Here is a 14,997-nt window from a genome sequence, read left to right on the forward strand (position 1 = left end):
CGGTCAGCCCCGCAGCCGGTCGATCGCCTGCGCCAGCGCCACATAAAGCTTGCCGATGTCCGACGACAACAAGGTCACGCTGATCGCCGACCCGTCGCGCGCGCCGATCAGCAGGCGCAGCATTGCCTCGAAATCATGGATGAACTGGTTGACGGCGGCATGGAAACCGTCGTCATTCTGATAGAGACGCAGGATTTCCCTGACCTCGCTATTCTCGACCAGCTTGACCGCGCGGCGGGCAAAGACGCCGCGATCGCCCTTGAGATAGGCTTCCCACGCGGCATCGCTCACCTCGCTCGACAAAATCTTGGTGACGTCGATGGCGGTCGATTTCAACGCCTCGGTGAGCACGCCGACCTGCTTCGCAAGCGAATCGCGGTCGGATGCGGCGATCGCCTGTTCGGCCTCGCTCACGCGCTGTTCGACGCTCGCGCTGGTGTCCATGATTGCGGTCATCTGGCGCATCAGCCGATCGGCGGCGCCGTTCGCGGCGGCGACAGCGCGCGCCGACGCATCCTCTATCGCCGCGAGCTGCGCCATGATTTCGGTCTGGAAGGCGGCGTCGATCGCCTCGCTCGCGGTCGCCTTCATCGTCTCGCGCGCGCCGTCGACGAGCCGTTCGAGCGTCAGCCGCGCCTCATTCGCCGCCGAATCGGCGGTTGCGCGAACCTCGGCCAGCGTCGCGATCATCCGTGCGCCGCCTTGTTCGCTGAACGCTTCAGCCCCGTCGCGCAGCTTGGCGAGCGCCGCCTCCGCCTCGGCCAGCGACGTTTTCAGGCGGTCGGCCATCGCCTGCTGCGCTTCCGCCTGCCCGGCCATCTGCTCCCCGTTCGAGCGCAGCGTCGCCTGCACGGCGTGGACGTGCGACGCCGTCGACTGCGCGACAAGCTCGGACGCTTCGAGCAGTGGGCGGATTTCGGCGAGCGCCGATTGCGTCGTTTTGCCGTGTCCGGCGATCCGGTCGAGCGCGTGCGGCAGCGTTTCGTCGAGCTCGCGCGTCACCGCATCGAGCGCGAGCAGAAGCGATTCGGCGTGTGCGATCAACTGCGCCGACGCATGATTGCCGCTCTGCACCTGTTCCTGGAACGCCGCGAGCTGCGCCCTGGTGTCATCGATCGCGCGTCCGACGACGCCGGTGCTGGCACCCACATTGACGTTGAGCGTTTCGAGCTGCCTGCCGACCTCGGCGACATGCGCGGCGATCCGGGCGGCAAGCGCGTCACTCGCATCGGCGTGCGCCGACAGCTGCGCGCCCATCGCGTCGCCGGCATCGCGCGCCGCGGCAAGCCTGGCGTCCATTTGCGCCGCCGCGGCGTCGACACCATCGCGGAAGCGGTGCCAGATCTCGTCGCTTTGCGTGGACAGTGCGGCAAGCGTGTCCGACATCATGCGGCGCACCGATGCCGCGCCGTCGGTCGCGCGCGCCAGCGCCGCGTCATGGGCGCCGACCACCTCTGCCGACGCCGCGAGCAGGCCGCTTTCGGTTTCCTTCGTCTGTTCCTGCAACGCAACCATCGCTTCGAGAAGCGCTTCGGTCGCCGCCTGTCCGGCCTGCGCCGCCCGCGCCGCCTCTTCGCCCAGCGCGGCGAGTTTGGCTTCGAGATTCGCGCCCTGCTGGTGCGCGACCAGTCCGGCCTCGCGAAAATTGACCGCGAGCCGCTGCGCCACATCGTCGATCCGCGGCAGTCCCGCAAGAAGGCCGTCCATCCGCTGCAACGCGACATCGCCTGACCGCGCGAGCTGGTCGTGCGCATTGGCGATGACCGAGGCATTGCTGGCGAGCTTGTCACTGCTTTCACTGAGTCGCATGACCGTATCGAGGCCGAGCTGCTGGACGAGCCGCGCCTGTTCGCCCAACTGCTTCTGTGCGTCGGCGAGGTGCAGACCAAGCGCGTGCATCGATTGGTTGAGCGCCTGATTTTCGGCCCGCAACGCGGCGGCGACACGCGCGAACCGGGCCTGTTCCGAGCGGCCAGAGCGCAGCCAGAGCATCCAGAACATCGCGATCAGGGTGAGCGGCATCGCGATCGTCGCGACAAGCCCCGGCCAGTCCGCAAGCGCTGGAGTTTGCGCGAAACCATCGGTCGCGATGCCGAGCGCAAACGCCGTCCATCCCAGCGCGATAAGGAGCAGAAGCGTCGGCACGCCGCGCTCGCGCCACGCCGACGGCATCCCATCCCCTGCGGTGACCGCGTCGGTGGCGTCATCAAACGGTGTCATATCCAGCCATTCACGGTCGCCCGCCGTATCCGCGTCCGCCGCAGGCGCACCGCCGGGCGCGGCGGTTTCGACCGACGCTGCGCTGTCCGCTTCCGGTTTTGCCGCGGAATCCCGCCACAATCCGACGATTTTCTTTTCCCCCGTCATCCCGCCATCTTAACAGCAAATGCCCGCCATGAAACGGAAACTTAACTACGCGGGTGGCAAGGCTGTGGAATGTCGTTCGACAGCGGCCCTCTCGACCGGTATCTGAACGCCGCGTGCGGCGACGATCCGGCGATGGCGGCGGATCTGCGCGCCGCGTTCACCGCCAGCGCGCGCGACCTTGCCGACCTGCTGCGCCGCGCGCGATGCGACGCCAATTGGGAAATGGCGGCGCTTCGCCTCAAAGGCCTGGCGGCCACATTCGGCATCGTGCCGCTCATCGAACTCGCCGAGGAAGCGATAGCGGGCGCGCCGGGCGACCCCGCGGTGCTGCGCGCGATCAACCGCGTCATCGACGAGATCGGCTGACCGCCGCAGCGGGTTCAATCGCCGTTCAGCCGCGCGCATCCAGAGAAATATCGATAGCGGCTGTCTTGCCATGGCAACGCGACGGGTTTAGCCGCGTTAGCGACAAGCGGCCGGGCGTGCGTGCGCGGCGGACGGCCCACGAGTTTCAGAGGAGAGATTTCGATGTTCAAGCATTTCCGCTCGATGCCTGCAACGGCGATGGCCGCCCTGCTGGGCTGCGCGCTGATGACGACCGCGACCCCCGCCGCAGCGCAGAAGAAACCCAAGAAGGAAGAAGCCGCCAAGGGCAAATCGCTCAGTCCCAGCAAGGGCTTCGTTCCCGCGCTCAAGAAGATGACCGACGCGACCGGCGCCAAGGATGCCGCCGCGTTGCAGGCGGCGATGACCGAGGCGCAGGCGAGCGCGACATCGCCTGACGACAAATATCTGCTGTCCTTCTATCAGCTTCAGCTCGGCATTCTGAACAAGGACACGGCGCTGCAGGGGCAGGGGCTCGACGGAATGCTCGATTCGGGGCTGACCCCGGCGGAGAATCTCGCGACCTATAATTTCTATTCGGGCAATTTCGCTTATGGCGCGAAAAACTACGCCAAGGCGATCCAGCGGCTCGAAGCCGCCAAGGCCGCAGGCTCGACCGAGCCGGCTTTGTCAGCGATCCTGATGGACAGCTATTTGAACGCCGGACAGATTGATCAGGGATGGACGATCGCCAAGGCGGGCATCGATGCCGCGCGCGCCGCGGGCACCAAGCCGTCCGAGGAGCTTTACGTCCGCCCGGCGCAGGCCTTCCAGAAAGCCAATCGGACCAATGAGATGCTCGACGTCCTGACGATGCGGGTCGAGGATCACCCTTCGCCCGCGACGTGGCGAAATACGCTCTATATCCTGTTGCAGCAGTCGGGTGGCGACAAGGAACTCAATCTTGACATCCTGCGCCTGATGCGCGCGACCAATGCGATGACGCAGCGCCCCGAATATCTGGAGTATGCGGCGCTGGCGGTCGAAGCGGGCTATCCGGGCGAAGCCATCGCCGTGATCCGTCAGGGACAGGATAGCGGCGTCATTCCCAAGGGCGACGCCCATTTCGGCAGCATCCTGGAAACGCAGACGCCGCGTGCGGCCGCCGACGCCGCCGCTGTCGCCGCCGACGCAAGCAAGCCCGCGACGCTGAACAATCCCAAAGCGGCGCGTTCGACCGCCGACGTGCTGGTCGGCATCGGCCAGCCGGCAAAGGCCATCCCGCTCTATGAAGCCGCGCTCAAGGGGGCGCCGACCGACACCGTTGCGCAGTTCCGACTGGGCGTTGCACAGGCGCTGACCGGGCAGGGCGACGCTGCTGCGGCCAGCTTTGCCAAAGTGCAAGGCAGCCGTGCGCGGCTGGCCAAGCTGTGGACCGTGCGCGCCAAGGCCGGTGCAGCGCCAGTCGCGACGACCGCCGGCTGATCGCAGCCGCCGTCGCGACGTCGCGACAAGGGCGCCGCTCCCGCGGGAGGCGGCGCCCTTTTTTTTGTCGTGTGGCGATCAGGGCTCGACGGGGATGCCTGCCAACTGTTTGGCCGTGCGGATGGTGAGCGACGTCTTGACACTGGTAACGTTCGGCGCCGAGGTGAGATGAGCGGTCAGGAAAGACTGAAAGCTTTGAAGATCGCGCGCCACAACTTTCAAAAGAAAGTCGATTTCGCCGTTCAGCATATAGCATTCGCGCACCTCGGTCAGTCCGCCGACATAATCCTCGAACGCTTTCAGATCGGCTTCTGCCTGGCTGCGCAAGCTGACCATCGCGAACACGGTAATGCCATAACCGAGTTTCGCCGGGTCAAGGTCGGCATGATAGGAGCGGATGACGCCCGCCTCTTCCAGCGCGCGCACGCGGCGCAGGCACGGCGGGGCGGTCAAACCCACCATCTGGGCAAGCTCGACATTGGTTATCCGCCCATTCTTCTGCAATTCGTCCAATATCTGCAGATCAATCTGATCGAATTTCTGACTCGCCATCGTTGAAACATCCGCTTTCCAAAATCGCGATGACCATAATTATATTTCAGGCGATTGCAATTGTCCCACAATGCGACGTGGATGGTTAAGGCACTTTCGTGACTGGATGATTCACGCTAGCCGGTAAGCACAGGGTAACCAACGACTGTGGGGCTGTTTTGGCGTGACTGCTGACTCGATGATCGCGACCATCTTGCGCCAGGCACCCGCCGACCGGCGTACGCGCATCACGGCCTGGCGGCAACTCACCGATATTCTGGCGCAGCGCGGCAATCAACTGGCGGAAGAGGATGTCCGGCGCAGCCTGCATGCGCTTGCCGTCCTGCGCCCACATGTTCCGGAGGATGTTCGCCGCGATTGCGCGCGCGCGATCGCGCGCCATGGCCGCTTTGCGCCGCTCGTCGCCTTCTATGCGCATGACGTTGCGGCGGTATCGGCGGCGATTCTGCGCGAGGTGCGTTTGAGCGAAGCCGACTGGCTCGCGCTGTTGCCCGCGACAAATGCCATGGCGCGATCGGTGCTGGCTGGACGCCGCGATCTGCCCGAAGGCGTCGGCCGCGCGCTGGCTGCGCTCGGTGCTGCGTCAGTGGCGCTGCCGCACCCGGCGCAGGCGGCGACGGACGACACCCTATCCGCGCCGACCCGGCCGGCCGAAAGCGTCGCGGACGCCGCGCCAAGCCAGATCAGCGAACTGGTGCGGCGGATCGACAAATATCAGTCACGCCGCAACCAGCCCGCATCGGCCCGAAAGCCGCGGCGATCCTTCCAGTTCGAAACCGGCCCCGATGGCGTGATCCACTGGGTCGACGGCATCACCCGCGGCGCCGTCATCGGCCTGTCAATCGCCGATGCGGCCTTTGGGGGCGAGCCCGGCACCGACGGGGCCGCCGCGGGAGCCTTTCGCCAGCGCGCCGAGATCGTCCGCGCGCGCCTGTGGCTGGAGGGAACGGCCGACGAAGCGGGCGAATGGCGCTTCTCCGCGCTGCCCTGGTTCGATCCGGCGACGGGGCAGTTCCGCGGCTACCGCGGCACTGCACGGCGGCCGCACCACAATGAAACGCCCTATGGCCGACCTCAGGCGGATGATCCGGGCGATTCGATCCGCCAGCTCATCCACGAGCTGCGCAGCCCGCTCAACGCCATATCGGGCTTTGCGCAGATCATTTCGGGCCAGATGTTCGGACCGGTCAGCCAATCCTATCGTGCAATGGCCGAAACGATCGTCGCCGACGCGGCGTCGGTGCAGGCGATCATCGACGACCTGGAAACCGCGGCGCGACGTGGTCATAAGGCGCCCGACCGCGATTCGAACGAAACGGTCGATGTCGCCGCGATCGTGAAGCAGGTCGAAACCGACCTCGCGGCGTTGCTGGCTGAACATCGCATCGAATTGACGTTGGCGCATGTCGGCAGCGGCCCCTTTCTGGGGCGGGCGAGCGATGCCGATGCCCGGCGGATGATCGGACGCCTGCTCACTGCGCTGGTCGATGTTTGCGAGCCGGGCGGGATACTGGTCGGCCAGCTTGTCACCGAATCGCCGCACGACGACATGATCCAGCTTCGCATCGTGCGCCCGGCGGCGATCCGCTTTGCCGACGCCGCCGACCTGCTCGATCCCGGTTTCAGCCCCGACGGCGAAGCGCCGGGCGCGGCCGTACTCAGCCTCGGTTTTTCGCTCCGCCTCGTCGACAGTCTCGCCCGTGCGGCGGGGGGGCGCCTCGACATCGGGCATAACGCCTTGACCTTGCACCTGCCGTCCGCCACCTCGAAGCCCGAAACCGAACGGGAGCTCCAGCAGGGCGAGTAGATCGCGCGCTGAACGGGCAAGGGGGCCAAGGTGCAGCCTGCGGGCAATTTCTTCGCATATCCGCCTGCGTCCGAGCTGATTCGGCTCGGCGATGGCGAACGGCCGCGCTTCTGGGTGACGATCGATACCGAAGAGGATTTCGACTGGGATGCGCCCTTCGCGCGCACGGGATTTGCGCTCGGCTCGATCCCCGCGCTCGCCGATTGCCAGACCTATTTCGAGCGCGCCGCCGTGCGGCCAATCTATCTGGTCGACTGGCCCGTCGTCGCCGACGACCGCGCAGTCGATATTCTGCGTCCCGCCTGCGCCGCGGGTCGCTGCGAAATCGGCGCGCAGCTTCATCCGTGGGTGACTCCGCCGCACGACGAGGAAGTGAATGCGCGCAACAGCTATACCGGCAACCTTCCGGTCGCGCTTCAACGCGCCAAAATGACCATTCTGCGCGACGCGATCGGCGACCGATTCGGCGTTGTGCCGACCGTCTACCGCGCGGGTCGTTACGGCCTCGGCCTCGAAAGCGCCGCGATGCTTGCCGCACTCGGCTTTCGCTGCGACACGTCGGTGCGATCGGGCTTCGACTATCGCGCCGGGCATGGCCCGGACTATCGCGCGGCGCCGCTTTACCCCTGGTGGGTGCAGACGCAAGCCGGGCCGGTTCTCGAAGTGCCGGTGACGACGGTGTTCGACGGGTTGCTGGGGCGGGCGGGGCGAACGCTCTACCATCGCGTCACACGCAGCGGCTTGCGCGCGGGGGCGGCACTCGCGCGCCTCGGCCTTGTCGAGCGCATCGCACTGACGCCCGAAGGCATACCCGCAGATCGCGCAATCCGGGCGATAGACATCGCCATCGACGCGCGCCTGCCGGTGCTCAACTTTTCCTTTCATTCGCCGTCGCTCCAGCCGGGCAACACCCCCTATGTCCGCACGGCGGCGGATCTCGACCATTTTTATCGCTGGTGGGACACAGTGCTGGACCATCTCGCGCGGCGCGGGGTCGAATCGACAACAGGGGCCGAAATCATCGCGATGGCCGAGCGGACGGCCGCAGACTGATCCTTGACGCTTGCCAATGCGCTGCGCGCTCCGCTATCGCCGCCACATCCCCTTGCGGGCAGCGAAGGGGGCCTGTAGCTCAATGGTTAGAGCTGGCCGCTCATAACGGCTAGGTTGCGGGTTCGAGTCCTGCCGGGCCCACCATTGCCTGTCCAATTTCCCTTGCATATCCGGCGCGAAGCCGGTCCACTGCGTTTACGAAGGGAGAGGGGTATGGGCAGGCGGCGAAGGATATTGTTCGGCGGTCTGGCAATCGTTGCGATCGTCGCCGGGACGGTGGCGATCCGCACCGCAACCTTTGCGCCCACCGACATTGCCGACGGCAGCGATGTCCGGCTCGCGGCGGTGCCCGACTATGACCTGAAGGCTGCGGCCGCGAACCTTGGCGCGGCGGTGCAGATCCGCACCATCTCGCATCAGGATAGCACGGAAAACGAGATTGCCGAGTGGGACCGGCTGCACCGCTGGCTGGCGGCCACCTATCCGGCCGCGCATATGGCGATGACGCGCGAGATATTGCCGAATCGCACGCTCGTCTATCGCTGGGCGGGGCGCGACGCACGGCGCGCACCGATCATTCTGATGGCGCATCAGGACGTTGTCCCGGTAACCGAAGGAACCGAGGAGGACTGGAAATATCCGCCCTTCGCCGGCATAGTCGCCGAAGATGCGGTCTGGGGCCGCGGGACCGTCGACGACAAGGGCTCGCTTGTCGCATTGTTCGAGGCGATCGAGGCGCTGGCGAAAGGCGGCTTTGTTCCCGAACGCAGCATTTACCTGGTGTCGGGGCATGACGAGGAGGTCGGCGGATCGGGCGCGGCGGCGGCGGCGGCGCTGCTCAAGGCGCGAGGCGTGCGCGCGCTCTACACACTCGACGAAGGCAGTGTCGTGCTGCGCGATACGCCGGTGATCGACGGTCCGGCGATCCTGATCGGGGTGGCCGAAAAGGGCTATGCGACGCTGAAAGTGACCGCCGAGGCGCCCGGTGGACACAGTTCGATGCCGCCCGCCGAAACCGGCGTCACGACGCTGGCGCGCGCGTTGCTCGCGATTACCGACGATCCGTTCCCGATCGAGATGCGCGGTCCCGGCGCGGCAATGGTCGAGGCGCTGGCCGCGCACAAGGGCGGGACGACCAAGATGGCGGTCGCGAACCAGTGGCTTCTGGGATCGGTGCTGAAACGGCAATTGTCGGCGTCACCCTCGTCGGCCGCGGCGTTCCACACCACGATCGCGCCGACGATGCTGGAGGGAAGCCCCAAGGAGAATGTGCTGCCGCAGACGGCAAGCGCGCTCATCAACTATCGCATCGCGCCGTGGAACAGCTCGGCCGAGGTGATGGCGCGCGCCAGGGCGGCGGTCGGCGATGCCCCCGTCACGCTGAGCTGGGCCAGGCCGCCCAACGAGCCTTCGCGCGTGTCGTCTACGCGTTCACAGGGCTGGAAATATGTCGTCGCCGCCGCGCGCGCCGATGCCGCCGATGCCGTCGTCGCGCCTTTCCTGGTCGTCGGCGCGACCGACAGCCGCAGCATGGGCGACGTTTCCGAGGATGTGTACCGTTTCATGCCAATGCACTTCACGCTCAAGGAAACTGCGATGATTCACGGCACGAACGAACATATGAAGATCGACAGCCTGCGGCGGATGATCGATTTCTATGCGCGGCTGATCGCGACCTCGGCCGGATGAGTGCGCCGATAGGCTGGCCAACAGGGGAAGTGGTCGGGGAGACAGGATTCGAACCTGCGACATCCTGCTCCCAAAGCAGGCGCGCTACCGGGCTGCGCTACTCCCCGACGACCGGACCCGCGCCTTAGACATGACGGGGGAGCAAGTCCATCCCATGCGCATCGCAGGCAAAGAAAAAGGCGGCCTTCCGAAGGGAAGGCCGCCCATTTTCGTTTCAGTCAATGCCCCGGAGGGCTGTGACTTACTTCTTTTCTTCAGCCGGAGCAGCAGCGGCGTCGGCAGCCGGAGCTTCAGCGGTCGCAGCAGCGTCGGCCGGAGCAGCGGCAGCAGCGTCGGCACCAGCAGCGGCAGCTTCGGCGCCAGCGGCGGCGGCGTCGGCGCCGGCAGCAGCGGCGTCAGCGCCTTCTTCGGCGACCGCTTCGGCAGCCGGAGCTTCGGTGGTGGCTTCTTCAGCAGCCTTTTCACCGCAAGCGGCGAGGGCGAACATGCTGGCAGCAACGGCGATAGCAGCAAACTTCTTCATGATGTGTGGGCTCCCTAAAATGCCTTTCCGCGACGGGATTTTCCCCAACCGCGAGCGGCGGGATTTAGAGGTTCCGCGTGAATCGTCAACAAAAATAATTGAGATGGCGGGGCGTGGCGGATTTGTGTCACTTTACCGAAAGAACGTGCGATGGGCAATAATTCGCGAGGGCGATAGAATCGCCAAACCTGGCCGTGGCAAGGCGGAAGCGCCTGCGCGAACATGGCGCCCGACGCCGGCAATGGCGCCGTAACGCGCCCGGTCCGGCGCGATCTGCCGCGCCTTGCGCCGGCTTGCCCGGTCCGATGCCCGAAGCAGCCCGCATGGACGGGCACCGTAACGGCTCCCTCCTGATTGCCAAGCCAGTGCCCATTCGCTAACCGGCGCGCAACTCTTCCGGCCGCCGTCGCGGCCCAGCCTTTACCGGAGCATTTCATGGCCGCCCAATATAGTTTCGTGATGAAGGGTCTGACCAAGACCTATCCCGGCGCACAAAAGCCGACGCTCAACAATCTGAACCTGCAATTCTATCCCGACGCCAAGATCGGCATCGTCGGCCCGAACGGCACGGGCAAGTCGACACTGATGAAAATCATGGCGGGCATCGACAAGGATTTTGCTGGTGAAGCTTGGCCTGGCGAGGGGATCACCGTCGGCTATCTCGCGCAGGAGCCGCAACTCGACCCGGCGAAGACGGTCAAGGAAAATGTCATGGACGGCGTCCGTCCGGTCGCCGACATGCTCGACCGCTTCAACGAGATCAGCGCGCTGATGGCCGATCCGCCCGCCGACGCCGATTTCGATGCGCTGATGGAGGAAATGGGCAGCCTGCAGGAAAAGATCGACGCGGTCGACGGCTGGACGCTCGACAACCAGCTCGAAATCGCGATGGAGGCGCTCCGCTGCCCGCCCGGCGACTGGAGCGTCGAAAATCTGTCGGGCGGTGAACGTCGCCGCATCGCGCTCACGCGGCTGCTGCTCGAAAAGCCGTCGATCCTGCTGCTCGACGAGCCGACCAACCACCTTGATGCCGAAAGTGTCGCCTGGCTGGAAAAGCATCTCGTCGACTATCCCGGCAATGTCATCCTCGTCACCCACGACCGCTATTTCCTCGACAATGTCGTGAACTGGATCCTCGAACTCGATCGCGGACGCTATTTCGTCTACGAGGGCAATTATTCGACCTACCTTGAAAAGAAGGGCAAGCGGCTCGAACAGGAAGCGCGCGAGGATGCCGGCCGCCAAAAGGCCATCAAGGACGAGCTCGAATGGATCCGGCAATCGCCAAAGGCGCGCCAGGCCAAGTCGAAGGCGCGTATCAAATCGTTCGACCAGCTTGTCGAAGCGCAGGAAAACCGCGCACCCGGCAAGGCGCAGATCGTCATCCAGGTTCCCGAACGGCTCGGCGGCAAGGTGATCGAGGTCAAAAATATCTCGAAGGCCTATGGCGACAAGCTGCTGTTCGAGGATCTGTCCTTCACATTGCCGCCGGGGGGGATTGTCGGGGTTATCGGCCCCAACGGTGCAGGCAAGTCGACCTTGTTCAAGCTGATTACGGGACAGGAACAGCCCGACAGCGGCAGCATCAGCATCGGCGACACGGTGCGCCTCGGCTATGTCGACCAGAGTCGCGACGCGCTCGACCCGAACAAGAATGTCTGGGAAGAAATTTCGGGCGGCCACGACATGATGTCGATCGGCAAGCATGAAATGCAGACCCGCGCCTATGTCGGCGCGTTCAACTTCAAGGGCACCGACCAGCAGAAAAAGGTCGGCCAGCTGTCGGGCGGCGAACGCAACCGCGTCCATATGGCCAAGATGCTGAAACAGGGCGGCAACGTCCTGCTGCTCGACGAACCGACGAACGACCTCGACACCGAAACGCTGGCGGCGCTGGAGGAAGCGCTCGAAAACTTTGCGGGTTGTGCCGTGGTCATCAGCCACGACCGCTTTTTCCTCGATCGCCTTGCGACGCACATCCTGGCTTTCGAAGGCGACAGCCATGTCGAATGGTTCGAGGGCAATTTCGAGGCCTATGAAGAGGACAAGATCCGCCGCCTCGGCGAGGGCGCGACGCGCCCGCACGCGACGACCTACAAGAAATTGTCGCGCTGACCGGTATGAGGGCTGGGGAGGGCATCTCTGCGAGCGCGATCCGCATGGACGCGGAAGCGCTCAACGCGTTCATGGCAGAAGCCTTTCCCCAATCGGAGCCGGGATCGCGCGGCTATGTGGTGTCGGCCACCCCCGGTCATGTGCGAGCGCGGATGGACCCGACCGACAAGGCGCTGCGTCCCGGCGGGCTGATTTCGGGGCCGACGCAGATGGGCTTCGCCGACATGGCGGCCTATGCGCTGGTGCTCGCGCATATCGGGCCAGTGGCGATGGCGGTGACGAGTGCGCTGGGTTATCAGTTTCTGCGCCCGTGCCGCCCCGGCTCGCTGTTTGCCGACGCGCACATGCTGCGGCTCGGCAAGCGGCTCGCGGTCATGGACGTGCGGATCTGGACCGACGATCCGCTAAAACCGGTCGGGCAGGCGAATGTGACCTACGCGATTCCGTGACGCGGCGGCTCAGGCTGGGCTGAATGCGCCCGTGGCATCGTCCATGACATGCAGCACCCCGTCACTGATCGCAAAAAAGGCACCGCGCAGTTTCAGCGTGCCGCGCGCTTCCTTTTCCTGAATACAGGGAAAAGTGCGAAGATTCGCGATGCTGACACGCACCGCCGCCATTTCCATCGCACGGCCCGCGTCGCGGCTGTCGAGGTCAGAATGCTCGGCCCGCACCTCGTTGCTCGCGCCATCGAGCAGAGCGATCCAGTCGGCGATAAAGCCGCCGCGGCCCGGTTCGGCGCCAGCCATCGTCCCATGCAACGCGGCATGGCAGCCGCCGCACAGGCCATGGCCCATGACGACGATTTCCTCGACCTTCAGGAACTGCACAGCAAACTCCAGCGCGGCCGAGACGCCGTGACGTCCGGGCGTCGTTTCAAACGGCGGCACCAGCGCGGCGACATTGCGCACGACAAAGATTTCGCCCGGACTGGTATCGAAAATCTGGGACGGTTCGACGCGGCTGTCGGAACAGGCGATCACCATCACCTTGGGCGACTGCCCCTCGGCAAGCTCATTCCAGCGGTCACGCTGTTCCTGCCATCCGCCGTTACGGAAACGGCGATAGCCTTCGATCATGTCGGCAAAGTGAGTCATGGCGGCCCCATAGCATAAGTAGAGAGGTTGAGAAGAGGGACACAGGCGACTATGTGGGCGCGATGAACGCTCCCGCCTCACCCCCCGCCACGCCGAGCCAGCGCCAGCGCAAGCCCGACTGGATTCGCGTCAAGGCACCGACCAGCCCCGGCTATGCCGAAACACGCAAGCTGATGCGCGAACTCAATTTGCATACGGTGTGCGAAGAGGCGGCGTGCCCGAACATCGGCGAATGCTGGACCAAAAAACACGCCACGGTGATGATCCTCGGCGACACCTGCACGCGCGCTTGCGCCTTTTGCAACGTCAAGACGGGCATGCCCCGCGCGGTCGACCCGTTCGAGCCAGAACATACCGCGATCGCCGCCGCCAAGATGGGGCTGACGCATATCGTCATCACGTCGGTCGACCGCGACGACCTGCCGGATGGCGGCGCCAGCCAGTTCGTCAAGGTTATCGAGGCGCTGCGCCGCGAAACGCCGCAGACGACGATCGAAATCCTGACCCCCGACTTTCGCAACAAGCCCGAAAGCGCGATTGCGGCGATCGTCGATGCCCGCCCCGACGTCTATAATCACAATCTCGAAACCGTGCCGCGGCTCTACCCGACGATCCGCCCCGGCGCGCGCTATTATGCCTCGCTGCGGCTGCTCGAAAGCGTCAAGCGGCGCGATCCGTCGATCTTCACCAAGTCGGGCATCATGCTGGGGCTTGGCGAGGAACGGATGGAGGTGCATCAGGTGATGGACGACATGCGCAGCGCCGACATCGATTTCATGACGATGGGCCAATATCTGCAACCGACGCCGAAACACGCCAGGGTGATCGACTTCGTGACGCCACAGGCGTTCGATGCCTATGCGCAGATCGCGCGCGCCAAGGGCTTCTTGCAGGTTGCCTCGTCACCGCTGACGCGCTCCAGCTATCACGCGGGCGATGATTTCGAACGGATGCGCGCGGCGCGCAAGGCGCAACTGGCGCGCGCGCGCGCCGACTGACCTGACCTTGCCCCGCCACCACGAAACCCGCAACCTGCCATACAGCGCCGAACAGATGTTCGCGCTGGTGACCGACATCGCACGCTATCCCGAGTTCCTGCCGTGGGTCGTCGCGCTGCGCGTTCGCAGCGACAGCGAGCATGAGGCGGTGGCGGACATGATCGTCGGCTTCAAGGGGCTGCGCGAGAGTTTTTCGTGCCGCGTCCACAAGCAGCGGCCGCGCGAGGTGGTCGTCAGCTATATCGACGGCCCGATGAAGCATCTCAGCAACGAATGGCATTTCCAGCCCGCCGCCGGCGGCGGTTGCCGCGTCGATTTCATGGTCGACTTTGCGTTCCGCAACCGGATGTTCGAGGCCCTCGCGGGCCAGATGTTCGACAAGGCGCTCAGAAAGATGATCGCCGCGTTCGAAGCACGCGCCGAAGAACTTTACGGCGCGGGGAGCGCAACGTCCTCTGACGGGCGCAGCGCGTCCTTGTCGGGCTGAAGCAGTTCGAGGGCGAACATTGTTGCGGCTTGACGGATCGCCGCGCGGTCGGCCCCCTCGAACTGGATGCGCTGGGTGAAATAATCGTCCGGGTCTTGCCCGCGCAGCGCGCGCGCAAAGACGACGAGACCGACGGGCTTCTTCTCGGTGCCGCCGCCGGGACCGGCGATGCCCGTGATCGCGACGGCGACGTCGGCGTCGCTGTTAGCCAGCGCGCCGGCGGCCATCGCCCAGGCGGTCGCCAGCGACACTTCGCCAAAGGTTTCGAGAATCTCGCCGCTGACGTCGAGCTGCCTTTTCTTGGCGTCGGCCGAATAGGTCACGAAACCGGCGGTAAAAACGTCCGAGCATCCGGCGATATCGGTCAGCGCCGCGGCCACCATGCCGCCGGTGCAGCTTTCGGCGACTGCGACCTTGCGCCCGGCCGCGCGGTTTTGGGCGAGCACGCTCGCGGCAAGATCATCTCGCGCAGAAAGGCGCGATTCGGCATCGTGCAGCAC

At 65.3% G+C, this 14,997-nt stretch carries 14 protein-coding genes and 2 tRNA genes; 10 read left to right on the forward strand and 6 right to left on the reverse strand.

Annotated features, from left to right (window positions below):
• Positions 1-3 precede the first annotated feature (3 nt).
• Complete coding sequence (locus HUW43_RS05490) at positions 4-2,367, reverse strand: hypothetical protein (RefSeq protein WP_188236428.1); 2,364 nt, start codon at positions 2,365-2,367, stop codon at positions 4-6.
• Between the two features lie 69 nt (positions 2,368-2,436).
• Here HUW43_RS05490 and HUW43_RS05495 point away from each other — a divergent pair, with 69 nt between their 5' ends.
• Complete coding sequence (locus HUW43_RS05495; RefSeq protein WP_188236429.1) at positions 2,437-2,733, forward strand: Hpt domain-containing protein; 297 nt, start codon at positions 2,437-2,439, stop codon at positions 2,731-2,733.
• A 162-nt stretch (positions 2,734-2,895) separates the two neighbouring features.
• Positions 2,896-4,176: a tetratricopeptide repeat protein gene (locus HUW43_RS05500; RefSeq protein WP_188236430.1), complete on the forward strand. Its 1,281-nt coding sequence runs from the start codon at positions 2,896-2,898 to the stop codon at positions 4,174-4,176.
• Between the two features lie 78 nt (positions 4,177-4,254).
• Here HUW43_RS05500 and HUW43_RS05505 read toward each other — a convergent pair whose 3' ends face one another.
• The gene (locus HUW43_RS05505) at positions 4,255-4,728 is read right to left on the reverse strand and encodes an Lrp/AsnC family transcriptional regulator (protein WP_188236431.1); all 474 of its coding nucleotides are present in this window, start codon (positions 4,726-4,728) and stop codon (positions 4,255-4,257) included.
• 178 nt (positions 4,729-4,906) lie between these two features.
• Between HUW43_RS05505 and HUW43_RS05510 the strand changes: the two genes are divergently transcribed.
• The 4 genes from HUW43_RS05510 to HUW43_RS05525 all read left to right on the forward strand — a co-directional run bounded on the left by HUW43_RS05510 (position 4,907) and on the right by HUW43_RS05525 (position 9,277).
• A complete protein-coding gene (locus HUW43_RS05510; RefSeq protein WP_188236432.1) occupies positions 4,907-6,535 on the forward strand; it encodes a sensor histidine kinase in 1,629 nt (542 codons plus the stop codon).
• A gap of 30 nt (positions 6,536-6,565) precedes the next feature.
• Positions 6,566-7,588, forward strand: coding sequence for a polysaccharide deacetylase family protein (locus HUW43_RS05515; RefSeq protein WP_188236433.1), 1,023 nt, complete (start codon positions 6,566-6,568; stop codon positions 7,586-7,588).
• A 68-nt stretch (positions 7,589-7,656) separates the two neighbouring features.
• A tRNA-Ile gene (locus HUW43_RS05520) sits at positions 7,657-7,732 on the forward strand.
• A 69-nt stretch (positions 7,733-7,801) separates the two neighbouring features.
• A complete protein-coding gene (locus tag HUW43_RS05525; protein WP_188236434.1) occupies positions 7,802-9,277 on the forward strand; it encodes a M20 family peptidase in 1,476 nt (491 codons plus the stop codon).
• 30 nt (positions 9,278-9,307) lie between these two features.
• On the opposite strand, the gene HUW43_RS05530 is transcribed toward HUW43_RS05525, so the two are convergent.
• Both HUW43_RS05530 and HUW43_RS05535 read right to left on the reverse strand, forming a co-directional pair.
• Positions 9,308-9,384: transfer RNA gene (locus HUW43_RS05530), tRNA-Pro, on the reverse strand.
• Between the two features lie 134 nt (positions 9,385-9,518).
• Positions 9,519-9,800 carry a hypothetical protein gene (locus HUW43_RS05535; protein ID WP_188236435.1) on the reverse strand — a complete coding sequence of 94 codons (282 nt, stop codon included), beginning with the start codon at positions 9,798-9,800 and terminating at the stop codon, positions 9,519-9,521.
• A gap of 435 nt (positions 9,801-10,235) precedes the next feature.
• Between HUW43_RS05535 and ettA the strand changes: the two genes are divergently transcribed.
• Together ettA and HUW43_RS05545 are read left to right on the forward strand one after the other, a co-directional pair.
• Positions 10,236-11,915 carry an energy-dependent translational throttle protein EttA gene (ettA, locus tag HUW43_RS05540; protein WP_188236436.1) on the forward strand — a complete coding sequence of 560 codons (1,680 nt, stop codon included), beginning with the start codon at positions 10,236-10,238 and terminating at the stop codon, positions 11,913-11,915.
• 44 nt (positions 11,916-11,959) lie between these two features.
• The gene (locus HUW43_RS05545) at positions 11,960-12,364 is read left to right on the forward strand and encodes a PaaI family thioesterase (protein WP_223181310.1); all 405 of its coding nucleotides are present in this window, start codon (positions 11,960-11,962) and stop codon (positions 12,362-12,364) included.
• A 9-nt stretch (positions 12,365-12,373) separates the two neighbouring features.
• Here HUW43_RS05545 and HUW43_RS05550 read toward each other — a convergent pair whose 3' ends face one another.
• The gene (locus HUW43_RS05550; protein ID WP_188236438.1) at positions 12,374-13,012 is read right to left on the reverse strand and encodes a carbonic anhydrase; all 639 of its coding nucleotides are present in this window, start codon (positions 13,010-13,012) and stop codon (positions 12,374-12,376) included.
• A gap of 62 nt (positions 13,013-13,074) precedes the next feature.
• Here HUW43_RS05550 and lipA point away from each other — a divergent pair, with 62 nt between their 5' ends.
• Complete coding sequence (gene lipA / locus HUW43_RS05555; protein ID WP_188236439.1) at positions 13,075-14,010, forward strand: lipoyl synthase; 936 nt, start codon at positions 13,075-13,077, stop codon at positions 14,008-14,010.
• 7 nt (positions 14,011-14,017) lie between these two features.
• Entirely contained in the window at positions 14,018-14,497 is a 480-nt protein-coding gene (locus HUW43_RS05560) for a type II toxin-antitoxin system RatA family toxin (protein WP_188236440.1), read from the forward strand.
• On the opposite strand, the gene HUW43_RS05565 is transcribed toward HUW43_RS05560, so the two are convergent.
• Complete coding sequence (locus HUW43_RS05565) at positions 14,440-14,997, reverse strand: CinA family protein (protein WP_188236441.1); 558 nt, start codon at positions 14,995-14,997, stop codon at positions 14,440-14,442. The two genes, HUW43_RS05560 and HUW43_RS05565, sit on opposite strands and share 58 nt — an antisense overlap.

This window comes from Sphingopyxis sp. LK2115 (assembly GCF_014595975.1).
In the GTDB taxonomy this organism is placed as follows: domain Bacteria; phylum Pseudomonadota; class Alphaproteobacteria; order Sphingomonadales; family Sphingomonadaceae; genus Sphingopyxis.